Origin of the sequence: Desertimonas flava, assembly GCF_003426815.1 — a bacterium.
Lineage (GTDB): Bacteria > Actinomycetota > Acidimicrobiia > Acidimicrobiales > Ilumatobacteraceae > Desertimonas > Desertimonas flava.
On the sequence record NZ_QKYK01000004.1, the window covers coordinates 180,821 to 194,160 of the forward strand.

The 13,340-nt window shown below is 68.9% G+C and carries 9 protein-coding genes and 1 pseudogene; 4 read left to right on the forward strand and 6 right to left on the reverse strand.

The genetic code is table 11. The features are described 5' to 3' along the window. Positions 1-187 precede the first annotated feature (187 nt). A complete protein-coding gene (locus DN771_RS07500) occupies positions 188-400 on the forward strand; it encodes a hypothetical protein (RefSeq protein ID WP_116996726.1) in 213 nt (70 codons plus the stop codon). Then, entirely contained in the window at positions 397-1,875 is a 1,479-nt protein-coding gene (locus DN771_RS07505; protein WP_116996727.1) for a glycoside hydrolase family 130 protein, read from the forward strand. Before DN771_RS07500 ends, DN771_RS07505 begins: the two co-directional genes overlap by 4 nt. A 706-nt stretch (positions 1,876-2,581) precedes the next feature. Here the strand turns inward: DN771_RS07505 and DN771_RS30360 are convergent. Together DN771_RS30360 and DN771_RS30845 are read right to left on the reverse strand one after the other, a co-directional pair. Further along, complete coding sequence (locus DN771_RS30360) at positions 2,582-3,553, reverse strand: HYR domain-containing protein (protein WP_240394197.1); 972 nt, start codon at positions 3,551-3,553, stop codon at positions 2,582-2,584. Between the two features lie 3 nt (positions 3,554-3,556). Then, a pseudogene (locus DN771_RS30845) lies at positions 3,557-4,615 on the reverse strand (HYR domain-containing protein); the annotation flags it as partial. Between DN771_RS30845 and DN771_RS30375 the strand changes: the two are divergent. Next, entirely contained in the window at positions 4,557-4,700 is a 144-nt protein-coding gene (locus DN771_RS30375; protein WP_227462292.1) for a hypothetical protein, read from the forward strand. The pseudogene DN771_RS30845 and the gene DN771_RS30375 overlap by 59 nt on opposite strands. 408 nt (positions 4,701-5,108) lie before the next feature. Here the strand turns inward: DN771_RS30375 and DN771_RS07515 are convergent, their stop codons facing one another. From DN771_RS07515 to efeU, 4 genes are all read right to left on the reverse strand, one after another. Beyond that, positions 5,109-7,559 carry a glycoside hydrolase family 94 protein gene (locus DN771_RS07515; protein WP_116996729.1) on the reverse strand — a complete coding sequence of 817 codons (2,451 nt, stop codon included), beginning with the start codon at positions 7,557-7,559 and terminating at the stop codon, positions 5,109-5,111. 99 nt (positions 7,560-7,658) lie between these two features. Next, positions 7,659-8,939: an iron uptake transporter deferrochelatase/peroxidase subunit gene (gene efeB / locus DN771_RS07520; RefSeq protein ID WP_116996730.1), complete on the reverse strand. Its 1,281-nt coding sequence runs from the start codon at positions 8,937-8,939 to the stop codon at positions 7,659-7,661. Positions 8,940-9,021: 82 nt separating this feature from the next. Further along, positions 9,022-10,221 (reverse strand): iron uptake system protein EfeO, encoded by a 1,200-nt coding sequence (gene efeO, locus DN771_RS07525; protein WP_162941672.1) that lies wholly within the window; start codon positions 10,219-10,221, stop codon positions 9,022-9,024. Positions 10,222-10,346: 125 nt separating this feature from the next. Continuing rightward, complete coding sequence (efeU, locus tag DN771_RS30010) at positions 10,347-11,957, reverse strand: iron uptake transporter permease EfeU (protein WP_205528472.1); 1,611 nt, start codon at positions 11,955-11,957, stop codon at positions 10,347-10,349. A 688-nt stretch (positions 11,958-12,645) separates the two neighbouring features. On the opposite strand from efeU, the gene DN771_RS07535 reads away from it, so the two are divergent. Further along, complete coding sequence (locus DN771_RS07535; RefSeq protein ID WP_116996732.1) at positions 12,646-13,305, forward strand: nitroreductase family protein; 660 nt, start codon at positions 12,646-12,648, stop codon at positions 13,303-13,305. Positions 13,306-13,340: the final 35 nt, after the last annotated feature.

The following is a 13,340-nucleotide window of genomic DNA, read 5'->3' on the forward strand; positions in this document are numbered from 1 at the left end:
TCGTTCAACCGACTCGCGGAGCGAACGATGTCGGCATCCGTCTCGAACGTGACGGACCGACCTCTGCCGTCGTGCGACCCCGCCGCCTGGCCGTGCACCTCGCGCCGATCGACCCGATGCGGTGGTGCTGGCGCTGCGATGTGACGGATCGACGGGATCCCCCGGTCCTCGCGCAGGGCGTTCGACGATGAGCGTCGAGCGTTGGGAGTATCTCATCGTCTCATTGCCGGTACTGGGCGCTGCCAAGCTGGCCCCCGGCGGCTCGGCCGCCGTCGCCGTGCTGAATCGAGAGGGAGCCCAAGGCTGGGATGCCGTGAGCACCGAACTCCTGGCGGACGGGACGATCGCCGTGCTCTTGAAGCGGCCACTTCTCGACACCCCCGTCACCGTCGGCCGATGAACCAGCCGCCGGTCCCGATCACCGACAGCAACATTGAACTCGAGCCGGACCCCAACCGCGTCATCCTGCGCTTCTTCGCGCCCGGCCTCGAAGACGCCGGACCGGGCGATTCACGCGCCGCACAGGTGATCGCCCGCATCCGTGCGCTCAGCGATATCGACGCCGCCGACGCCATGCGATCGCTCGAAGAGCGCTTCTCCGCACGCCACACCGACTTGACCGAGACGTTCGACCGACACGCCACCCTCGCCGGTTGTCGCAGCGCGACCGATCCCTCACCGCAGCGCAGCCGGCTCCTCGGAGCCACGTTCACGCACGAGTACGCGATCGAGGCGGCCGCCCTCTGCAACCCGTCGATCGTCGCCCATCCCCTCCAGCCGGACAACGGCGAGGTCGCCTTCGTCCTCAGCACTCGCGGGATCGGGGAGGGTCACCGATCGTCGATCGGATTCAGGACCGGCGCGATCGCCACAGATGGACGGATCCGCATCGACCCACCGGGCCCACGGCCCCGGACGGCGGACGCCGAGCCGACGACCCACCACCGCGGGGTGCTCCATCGAAAACTGCGGGCACTGAACGACGACCACGAGAACGCTGCATTCGTCCTCAATTCCCTTCCCGAACACTTCAGCGACGACCAACTCCGCCAGCGACTCGCCGCACTCGCCGCCGACGCCGCCACGCGCCGACACACGACGACCACGATCGCCAACCTCGAGCTGCTCGCCCAGTGCTCCTACCGCGTCGAATTCCCGCCGTCGAGCGACTTGTCCGAGCGAGTGCTCTGGCCGCAGTCTCCGGTCGAGACACACGGCATGGAAGACGCCCGCTTCGTCGAGATCACCGACGGCAGCGCTCCGCGCTACTGCGCGACCTACACGGCGTACGACGGGTCGACGATCAACCAGAACCTTCTGACGACCGAGGACTTCGTATCCTTCGAGATGTCGCCGATGGCAGGACCGGCGGCCCACGGTAAAGGCCTGGCACTCTTCCCGCGACGCGTCGGCGGCCGCTTCGTCGCCCTGTCGCGCGCCGATCGCGAAACCAACTCGATCGCCTACTCCGACGACCTGCGATGCTGGGACTCGGCCACGACCATCCAGACCCCGCGACGGGCCTGGGAGGCGCTACAGCTCGGCAACTGCGGCTCGCCGATCGAGACAGCCGAAGGCTGGTTGGTCCTGACCCACGGCGTCGGCCCGATGCGGACCTACTCGATCGCAGCGATCCTGCTCGACCTTCACGAGCCACACCGTGTGCTCGGCTCACTCGAGCAGCCGCTCCTCACCCCGCCCGCCGACCGACCAGGCGGCTACGTCCCCAACGTCGTGTACACGTGCGGTGCCCTCGCGGTCGGGGACCTCCTCGTGATCCCACACGGCATCGGCGACCGCACGATCGCCGTGGCCACGCTCTCGCTCAGCGCCCTCCTCGGTGCGATTCAACCGCCGCCACACACCCAGACCTAGTCCGCTCAGACTCACCATCCTCGCAAGTTGCCTCCTCGTTCGGGCGCCGAAGCAGCCCCTAGGCAGAGGCGTGGGCACCACGACAACCCTTCCCGCTTGTTCTCCCAGCCGTCGTCGCCTTGCACGGCGTGAAGAGGCGGCTTCGCCATCGAATCCCTCTCCCAAGAGCGCCGACCCACCGATCGCGACGCGGAGTCACCCGCCCGACCGGACACTCAAGCGGCCGTTGCGTTCAGGCGGTGCCGCAATCGCCGGTGCCCGATGACACGCCGATTCGGCGAGCACGACGGCCCTCCGGCATGGGATCATGTGCGACGTCGCCCTCGACCCCCGGTTCCCCCACCGGTGCGGGTCGGGGGCGACCAAACCGTTCCCGCACCCGAGACCGGCAGGGCGGAAGCTTCCGCTCCACGTGCCCTGCCGTCTCGTCCCGCCAACCCCCTGCGGCGGGAAGGACCGAACGTTACTCGATCCGGGTGACCTCGGAATCCACGACGGGAACGGCCCCCTCGATCGTCCACTCGACTCGTCGAGCCGGAACTCTGCTCGACGACTGGACCGCCCTCAACGCCGACCACATCCGGATCCAACGGCGGCTGATCGCCGACCACCGCGCGCCGCTCGAAGGACGAACGAGACCACGCACGCGAGCACCACCAAGCCGACCGGCAGGCGCACGCCACCCCGCAGTGAGGTCCTTGCGGCGTCAGCGCTCGTGGCGTTGGCGGTTCAGGCCGGCGACGCCCAGCAGGCCGGCACCCGCCATCAGGATGAGGGCGGCGATCAGGGTGACCCCGGTGCTGGGGACGCCGGTGGCGGGTAGGGCACCGGCAGGGGTCGTGGTCGGCGTGCCGCCGGTCGTCGTGGATGGTGAGTCGGGGGTCGGCGCAGCGGACCGGACGGTCACCGTGAACGTGCCGGTGGTGACATTGCCCGGTCCGGGATCGATCTGTGAGATCGCCCGGACGTAGCCGTAGAACCCGGCCGGGACGACAGGGTTGTCGGTCGCGGTGCACGTGACCACGGTCGTACCGACGGGGAACAGACTGCCGGACGGCGGCTGGCAATCGACCGGCACGTCACCGCCGACCGAGTCCTGCGCGGTCGCTTCGTAGGTGACCACGGCGCCGTCGGGACCGGATGCCGTGACCTCGATGTCGTCAGGCAGATCGAGGGTCGGGCCGGTCGAGTCCGTGACGGTGACGGAGAACTCGCCCGATCCCGTGTTGCCGGCTGCGTCGGTAGCGGTGCAGTGCACCGTCGTGGTGCCGACGGCGAATTCGTCACCCGAGGGCGGGGTGCACGCAACGACCGGATCAGGGTCGACGGCGTCGGCTGCGGTGACGTCGAACTCGACCGATGCACCTGTCGGTGCGGACGCTTCAACCGTGATGTCATCGGGCAGATCCAGGGTCGGTGCGGTGGAGTCGGCAACGGTCACGTTGAACGTGCCGGCCGTTGCGTTGTCGTCGTTGTCGGTTGCCGTGCAACTGACGTCCGTCGACCCGAGCGGGAACAGGTCGCCGGACGCGGGCGTGCAGACGACCGACGGGTCCGGATCGACGTCGTCGGTGGCGGTGGCGTCGAACGGGACGGTCGCGCCGGCGGCCCCGGTGGCTTCGACGACGAGATCATCGGGGAGGACGAGCAGTGGGTCGCCCTCGTCGAGCACGGTCACGACGAATGACCCTGTGGAAGTGTTGCCACTGGAGTCCGTGCTCGAGCAGTTCACCGTCGTCGAACCCAACGGAAACGTCGAGCCGCTGGGCGGCACACACGTGACCGTACGATCTCCATCGACGGCGTCGGTCGCCGTCGGAGTGAACGTGACCGCGGCGCCGTCGGGCCCGATGGCGGTCTCGGAGATGTCACCGGGCAGACCGAGAAGCGGCCCTTCCGTATCGGCCACGTTGATGCTGAACGAAGCGGAACCGGTGTTGCCAGCCATGTCGGTCGCTGCGCAGCTGACCGTCGTCGTGCCCAACGAGAACGTCGACCCCGACGACGGTGAGCACACCGGCGTCACTGACCCGCTGACCGCATCAGTCGACGTCGCGCCCGAGTACGTGACGACCGCACCCGACGGTCCGGTGGCTTCTGCGGTGACATCGCTCGGCGCGGTCACCTGCGGCGCCGTCGTGTCCACCACCGTCACCGTGAACGAACCACTGCCGGTGTTACCCGCCGTGTCGGTGGCCGAGCAGGTGACCGTCGTCGAACCGAGCGCGAACGTCGAGCCCGACGCTGGCGAGCACACCGGCGTCACGGACCCGCTGACCGCATCGGTCGACGACGCGCCCGAGTAGGTCACGACCGCACCCGAGGGTCCCGTGGCCTCAGCGGTGATATTGCTGGGCACGGTGACCTGCGGCGCCGTCGTGTCCACCACCGTCACCGTGAACGAACCGTTCGCAGTGTTACCTGCAGCGTCGCTGGCCGAACAGCTGACGGTCGTCGTGGCGATGGGGAACACGGAGCCGCTGACGGGTGAGCACGAAACTGGCCGACTTCCACTGACGGCGTCGTTGGCCGACGCCGAGAAACTGACCGTGGCACCCGACGCCGAGGAGGCTTCGACGGTCTGGTTGCTCGGCAGGCTCAGCACCGGTGGCGTGGTGTCGGGGGGATTTGTCGGTGTGGTCACCCCCTGAGCCGACACCGCCGTGTTCGAGGAGTCGAACGTGATCGTGAACGTGCCCGTGTCGGACGCGGAGGAGCCAGCGACCACCACGGTCCACACCTGCAACGTGGCCCCGCAACACAACGCGTTCGAGGAGAACGACGTCGATCCGGTGCCGAAGCTGAAGCAGCCGATGTCGGACTGATTCGGCAAGAAGCCCCCTTGGTGGAGATACACGACCGGCGTGAATCCCTGCGCCGACACCGACGCCGTCAACGTCGTCGCGGCTGCGCCCTCCTGATGGAAGATCGCATATGCGTACGGCCGGGTCGCACCACCAGACACGCAGTTCGGCCCGTTCGGCGTCGTATAACTCCCGCCGATGGACCCACTCGCACTGATCGACGCCGCCGACACCGGCACCGCCGATATCCCCACACCCACCGTCACCGACGCCAGCATCGCCACGAACGCGGCGACGACACGCCCAACCCACCTCATGCCCATACGCCGACCTTACCTCGACCGACCGCCAAGCGGCGACCCACGCGCCGCGAGAACCATGTCGGCGACGCCGCACCCGTCACGCTCGAACCGCCGTGCGTCGTCGGCGTCATCGTCCGAGGACGGCCTCGACGCGCACATGGGTGCTGTTCGGCGGTGCTGCCACGAGGTTGCCGTCGATCCTGCTGCCGTCGACGGTGAGCGAGCGGATGCCGTGAGCGACACCGTCGGGGTTGCGGACCTCGATCTCGTAGTCGACGCCGCGGAAGCGGCGGTGGATCGTGAATCCGGGCCACGACGGCGGGATACACGGGTCGATGCGCAGTCCGGCGTGGTCGGGCTGCACGCCGAGGATCCCCTGGGTGGCCACGACGAACGTCCACGCCGCAGTCCCGGTGAGCCAGGAGTTCTTCGCCTCGCCCGACGTGGGCGAGTCGGGTCCGGCGATCGCCTGCGCGTAGACGTACGGCTCGCAGCGGTAGGTCTCGATCTGGTCCTGCTTCGCGGATGGGCAAATCGACAGGTAGCCCGCCAGCGCGCGGTCGCCGTCGCCGGCGCGGCACCAGGCGAGGTGGATCCACGTGTTGCTGTGGCAGAAGATGCCGGCGTTCTCCTTGACGCCGGGTGGATACGACGTGATCTCGCCGAGCTCGAGGTGGTAGCGGGTGTATGCGGGTTGCTGCAGCACGATGCCGTTCGGCGTGGTGAGTTGCGCCTCGACCGCATCGAGTGCCTGCCGGGCGCGTCCATCGGTGCCGGCGCCGCCGAGCGCACACCACGCCTGGCTCTCCACGAAGATCTGGCCCTCTTCGTTCCGCGACGAACCGACCGGCCGGCTCTCGGCGTCGTAGGCACGAAGCCACCACTCGCCATCCCACCCGTGCGTCTCGACCGCGGCGAGTATCTCGGCTCGCCACCGGCGAATCCGCGCCGCGTCGTCGGGTCGTTCGAGATGGTCGTAGAGCGCGCCCATCTCGTTGGCTGCGGCAAGGAAGAGTCCCCCGATCATGACTGACTCGGCCTGCGAGCCGACCACGTCGCCGGCGGTCTGGAACGACTCGTTCGGCTCGGTGGAGAAGCAGTTGAGGTTCAGGCAGTCGTTCCAGTCGGCGTGCCCGATCAGTGGCAGGCCGTGCGGCCCACGATTCGCCATCGTGTAGGCGAGCGAGGTCTCGAGGTGGTGCAGCAGGCTTTCGCGCTCGCCGTCGTCGGTGTAGGTCCGGTCGGCGTAGCCGCACGGCGCGTCGAGCACGCCGAGGTCGGCGGTCTCTTTGACGTACGCGCACGTCGCCAGCACGAGCCACAGGTGGTCGTCGTAGAAGTCGCCGCCGACGTCGGCGTTGCCCTGCTTGGTGAGCGGCTGGTACTGGTGGAAGCACGTGCCGTCGGACAGCTGTGTGGCGGCGAGGTCGAGCAGCCGCCTGCGTGCCCGGCTCGGGACCATGTGGACGAAGCCGAGCAAGTCCTGGTTGGAGTCGCGGAACCCCATGCCGCGCCCGATGCCCGTCTCGAACATCGACGCCGAGCGCGACAGGTTGAACGTCGCCATGCACTGGTACTGATTCCAGGTGTTCACCATCCGGCCGAGGTGCTCGTCGGGACAGGTCACCTGGACGCCGCCCAGCAAGCGATCCCAGGACGACGCGAGCGCAGCGAACGCGGTGTCGACGACGCCCGGCGCCGACCACCGCTCGAGGATCGCCCGACCCTGGCTCGTGTCGAACGAGCCCGTCGCGGTGAACTTGGCCGCGCCGTGCTGCACGAACGCGAGCACGAACGCCAACTCGCACCGCTCGGCGGGCGCGAGGTCGAGCGTCACCTCGTGTGCCCCGATCGGGTTCCAGCCGTGGGCGATCGAGCCGGTGGCGCCGCCGGCAAAGGGAACGCGTGCCTCGTGGAGACCCTCGTGCACGCCGACGAACGCGTCGCGCGACGTGTCGAAGCCGGAGACCGGCGCCGTGCAGGCGAACATCGTCGAGTGGTCGCGGCGTTCACGGAACTCAGTCACGTGGTGAATCGCGCTGCCCTCCACCACGACCTCGCCGATCGAGTAGGTCCGCTGGTAGTTCGTCATGTCGTTGAGCGCGTCGTAGAACGCGAACTCGACGAACGAGTACAAGCGGGGCTGCTTGCGCTCGCCCGACGTGTTGCGGACGGTGACCTTCCACAACTCGACGTCCTCGTTGGGCGGAATGAACATCAACTGCTCCACCTCGAGCCCGTCCTTCGCCCCGGTGATGCGCGTGTAACCGAGCCCGACCCGGCACTCGTAGTGGTCGAGCCTGGCCTTCACCGGTTTCCAGCCCGGATTCCACACCGACCCGGCGTCATGCACGTACAGGTAGCGACCACCCGTGTCGAGCGGGACGTTGTTGTAGCGGTAGCGGGTGAGCCGTCGAAGCTTCGCGTCTCGCCAGAAGGTGTAGCCGCCCGCAGTGTTCGTGCAGAGGCCGAACAGGTCGTCCTGACCGAGGTAGTTCAACCACGGCAGCGGAGTGTCGGGCCGCGTCACCACGTATTCACGCTGAACGTCGTCGAAATAGCCGAAACGATTCACCATCTTCGACATCGAATCACCTCGCCGGGCGACAGCAAGACACGCCCTCGAGTGGCCGGTTCTGCCGCTCAGTGAGCCCGCCCAGCGCCCGATCGGTGATCGTCAGGGCAGGAAGGCTTTGCCGTACCAGTCGCCCACCTCGGCGAGACCGGGCGGGACGGCGAAGATGCCTGAGCTGGTGTGGCGGATGTACTCGTTGAGCAGGTCGTTCACGCCGAGCGCGCGCTGCACCGGGATGAAGTGCGTGGCCGGATTGCGGACGAACGCGATGAAGAACAACCCGGCGTCGAGCCGGCCGGTCACGGGATCCATGCCGTCGGTGAAGTTGTAACCCCGACGAAGCATCTTGAGCCCACCGAAGTTCGTGGGACTGGCGAGGCGGATGTGGGCCAGCGGGTCGATCAGCGGCGCGCCGTCGTCGCCGGCGGCCTCGAGGTCGACTGCGTCGAACTCGTCGGCCCCGCCGAGAGGGGCGCCGTTGTCCTTGGTCCGGCCGATGACCCGCTCCTGCTCGCGCAGCGACGTGTTGTCCCAGGTCTCGATCAGGTTCCGGATCCGCCGCGTGATCAAGTACGTGCCGCCGACCATCCAGTCTTGGTCGGATTCGTCGCCGACCCACACGAACTCGTCGAAGTCGCCTGGTGCCTCGTGCTTGATGTTGTTGGTGCCGTCTCGGAACCCGAGCAGGTTGCGCGGCGTCGCCTGTGTGGTGGTGGTCGATGACGTGCGCCCGAACCCGAGCTGCGACCACTTCATCGCCACGTCGCCTCGGCCGATGCGGGCGAAGTTGCGAACGACGTGGAATGCGACCTGGGGGTCGTTCGAGCATGCCTGCACGCAGATGTCGCCACCGCTGATCGCCGGGTCGATGACGTCGTTGCGGAAGACCGGCAGGTCGACGAGCAGTTCCGGCCGCCTGGCGGCCAGGTCGAACTTGTCGAAGAACGACGGCCCGAACCCGACGGTGATCGTGAGGTTGGCCGGCTCGAGGTCGAAGGCCTCGCCGGTGTCGATCGGTGGCCGTTCGGGATGGGTCTCCGTCGCTCCGATCGGCAGGCCTTGAGTCAGGCGGGCGCCCGCGGCGGCCCACGTGCCGAGCATCGCCTTGAGGTCGTCGATGTTCGCCGTGGTGACGTCGAACGCGGCGAACGCCAGGCGGTCCTGCGCCGGCGTGTCGATGCCCGCCTGGTGAGCGCCGTAGAAGTCGACGACTCCCGGTGTGGCATCCGCCGCGCCGGCCTCGCCCGCCGGCTCCGACGACGGCGGCACGGTCGCGCCCGCGCGGTCCGCGCCACCGACGGCTGTCGTCGCGGCCACCACGCCGGCGCCACTGACCGCGGCCCGGCGCAGCATCTCGCGACGGCTGAGATCCGATGCACTCATGAGATCATTGAACCGTGCCGCTGGCCCGTGCGATGAGAGACGGGCACGTCGAGCGTCCTCATCTCTCATCGCGGTCGGGTCGTCAGGCGTTGATGACCTTCTCGGCCACATGGGACAGCGGTTCGGCGACCGACTGGAGCGCGTTCGACAGCCCGGTGATCTGCTCCTCGGTCACGTCGTCGTAGAGGATGAACCCGCTCGGCTGTTCTGGATCGGCCAGCGCGTCGACCGCCTCTTGCAGCGCCACGAAACGCTCCTTGATCGTCGCCACGAGGTCCGGATCGATCTGAGCCAGGCCCTCCTCGAGGTAGGCGAACGCCTGCTGCGAGCCCTCGACGTTGGCCGCCATGTCGAGCAGGTCGATGTGCGAGTATCGCTCCTCCTCGCCGGTGATCTTTCCGCTCGCCGCCTCGTCGAGAAGGCCGACGGCACCGTTGGCGAGGTCGTAGGGCTGCAGGCTCTCGAGTTCGCCGACGAGCTGGCCGAGCAACCCGACGTCGGTGGCGAGCTGGGCCGACACGTCGGCCAGGCCGTCGGTCGACTCGTCGACCCACAGGCCGTACTCGATGCGGTGGAAGCCCTCCAGCTCGGTCGGCTCCACATCGTCGGCGCGCAGGTCGATCGCCGCGTCGAGGTTGCGGTCGTCGAGCACGAATGACTCGGCCACCGGCTCGATCCGCTCGTAGAACGGGCGGGCCTGGATGTACGCCAGCTTGGCGGCCTCGAGATCGCCCGCCTGGAGCGCCTCGTCGAGCGCGGCGACGGCGCCGGTCAGTTCGTCGACCTGGGTGCGTACATAGCCGAGGTAGCCGTCGGCGCCCTGCTGAAGGATCGCGCCGGTGTCGGTGGGTGTCGCCTCCAGTTCCTCGCCGGTGACGACGAACTCGGTCCGCTCGGTCGCCGCGCCCGGGCAGTACAGCGTGTAGGTACCGGGGCCCAGCTCGATCGAGAACGACCCGCTGAACCCGGGCGGCAGGTTCTCCTTCTCGGCGAGGATGCGATCGCCCGACAGCACCTCGAACTCGGTGACACCGGTGCCCGATACATTCTCGACGTCGAACGTGAACGCGCCCGAGTCGTAGGTACCGTCCGGCGCCGGGCAACCGTCATCGGTGACCTGGATCGCCACGGTCGTGATGTCGACCGTAGCGTCGCCGCCGGGCGGCTCCGACGCCGGGGGCTCGGTGGTGGCGCCGGTGCTCTGGGCGAAGCCGACGACGGCGACGGCCGCCGCTGCGACGGCCACGGCCCGACGCCGGGCCGGCGGTGCGGTGAGATTCATTGGTGTCTGCTTTCTGGTGGTATGGGTCGGCCACATGGGCGGGTCAAACGGCGCTCAGCCTGCGGAACGGCGGACGGGGACCGGCCGATGCACCGGTCCCGCGGCGATCAGGTCGGCGACGCGGGCTACGCCGCGGCGAACTCCGCGTCGTGGCCGACGGGCGGTCCCCGCTCGGGCGACGTCGGCTCATTGCCGGCGCGCGATCGGCCGGCAAGCCACGCCACCAGGCCGCACAGCGCGGCCGCCGCGGCGATCGCCGCAAGCAGCCGCTCCCACGCCTCGAAGCGCTCGATATCGTCGCCGATCTGTTCGTCGGCCTCGGCGACCGCTGCCCGCATCGCGAGCCCGTCCTCGGTCGCCGACACGTCGGTCGATTGGGGCTGACCGAGCGGCAACGGGCCGGCCGACAGCTCGGCGATCGTCAGCTCGGTCGTCGCCACCTCGGCGTCGAGCACCACGCCCGTCGCGGCGTCGGTCCAGACGGTGACCTCTCGGCGTAGCGACGTGACGACTGTGATGTCGCCGGGATCGGTGTCGGCGTTGACGCCGAGGGGCAGGCGGCCGCCGTTGAGCTCGGCGACGTCGCGCAGCGACGCGACCGCCGTGCCGCCGTCCAGCGGGGTCATGACGGGTTGGGCCGTCACGAAGGCGACGGCGGGCCGCCCGGCCCGGTCCTCCGTCCCCGGGTTCGACAGCGAGACTGCGAGCCGCTCGGCACCGTCACCGAGGGCGGCACCGGAGAGCGCTGCGGTCGCCGCGCTGCCATCGCCCTCGCCGTCGAACACCACCCGGAGCACCCCGGCCGGCGTGACGAGCTCGACAGGTGCCGCTACATCGGGCTCCGCGGGCTGGGTGGCGACGAGTACGAGCGCGGAGACCGCGGCGCCGACCGCCACCACCGCCGAACCGGCGATGAAGGCACGTCGCGGGAACTGGCGCCGGGCCGGCCACAGCACGAACGTCAGCACCGGCACGAGGAACAGCAGCCACGCGGCCACCTCGACCGCCGTCGGCTCCGGTTGCAGGCCGAGCAAGCCGGTGAGCAGCGAGGACTGCACCGACCCGCGCTCGACGAGCCACGTCAGGTCGAACGCCCGCTGCTGTCCGAACGTGATCCAGCCGGCCTCGTGAGCGCTGTGCACCGCCGACGCGACGAGACCCGCTGCGACGAACACGAGAACGACGCCGGTGAACCGGAAGAACCGCGCCAGGTTGATGCGCAGGCCACCCTGATAGATGCTCCAGCCGATTGCGCAAGCGATGACGATGCCGATCAGCGCTCCGGTCGCGGCCGTGCGAGGATCGGCGCTCTCGTTGAAGGCGGCGACGAGGAACACGGCTGTCTCGAACCCCTCGCGCACGACGGCGAGGAACGCCATGCCGACGAGCGCCCACGCCGACCCGTTGGCCAGTGCGGCGCCGGCCGCCCCCTCGAGCTGGGCCTTCATGGTGCCGGCGTGACGCCGCATCCACACGACCATGTAGGTCACCATCGCCACGGCGACGAGAGCGATGACAGTCTCGAGACCCTCTTGCTGGCGGTAGGGCAGGTTCTCCGACGCCACCTCGAGGGCGATGCCGACGCCCAGGCACAGCGCGACGGCGGCGACCACGCCGGTCCACACACACTTGAGCAGGTCGGGCCGGCCGTTGGCCCGCAAGAACGCCGCCACGATGCCGACGATGAGCGCGGCCTCGAGCCCTTCGCGCAGCCCGATGACGATGGTCGGCAACATCGAGCGGCAGCATAGTAGGGCCCCCTAACAAACGCCTCCAGACGGTGAGAGCCCGCGATCGCCGCAGCGGCGCCTGCTCTCCCTCGCGCCACGGTAGAAGCGCACGACGGATGTCGTCGCCCCGCCCGAGGTGATCCAGATCCTCATGGAAGCAGTGACATTTGCCGTGGGATCACCTACATGACAGGAGACTGGGCATCTGGTCGTCCCCGCCAGCCCGAGCCGATGGGCGACGGCCGCCGGAGCGATACGGCAGGCTGACGCGTCTGGCCCCTCCCCTCACCATGCTCTGCGCCGGGACTTCTACGTTCGAAGGTTTCGGGGTAGTGAGAGGTCCGGCTTGGAACGAGCAGGAGCACACGAATGGGCACTCGCCGCGTACGAATCCTCCAGTTCAACGTGTCCGACGACGGAACCGTGGACCTTCCTGAGGAGAGCACGATCATCTCGATCGAGCTGGACAGCAAAGGCCCTTTCGGACAAGGACCGATTCGCCCGACAAGTGTGTGGGCCGAAGTCCCCGACGACACCCCCGCCTGAGCACGTCTCCGAGACCGCCACCTCGAAGAGTTCGAGAAATCGGCGCGCGCGTTGCTGTCGGACCGCCACCGAGTCGCGAGGTCGCTGACGTTGACGATCGCTCTCTCGGGGTCGTACCGTCCGCGAGCGAGCCAGGGAAGGGGCGAACATGTCCGACGTCGACCTGTACGAGGCGATGAGCACGCTGCGTGCGGTTCGCAGACTGCGCCCCGATCCGATCCCCGACGACGTGATGGAGCGCCTGCTCCAGGCCGCCGCGTGGGCCCCGTCAGGTGGCAACCAGCAGCCGTGGCGCGTCGTGGTCGTCACCGATCCCGCGTTGAAGCAGGGACTCGCCAACCTCTACGCCCCCGAATGGGCCCGCTTCGCCGTCGGCTACGAGCAGCGCGGAGCCGACCTCCCCGCCGACAGCAAGGCCGCGCTGATGCGGACCCTCGACGCCGGCAACCACCTCGCCGCCCACCTCCACGAAGCACCGGCGATCCTCATGTTCTGCTTCGACGTCCGTCGCATGGCGATCACCGACGCCGACCTCGACCGTGTCAGCGTGATCGGCGGCGCATCGATCTACCCCGCCGTCCAGAACCTGATGCTGGCGTGCGTGGCCGAGGGCATCGGCTGCACCCTCACCACCCTGCACTGCTTCCGCGAGGTCGAGGTCAAAGAGCTCCTCGCCATCCCGGACCCGTGGGCAACGGCAGCGATGGTGCCGATCGGCTACCCGGTCGCACGAGGCCACGGACCGATCAACCGCCGCGGCCCGGACGACCTGGCCCACCGCGACCGCTTCGGCACCCCCTGGCCCTAGTGGGCCGGCGAGCAGTGCTCGTCGAGGTGCTGTCT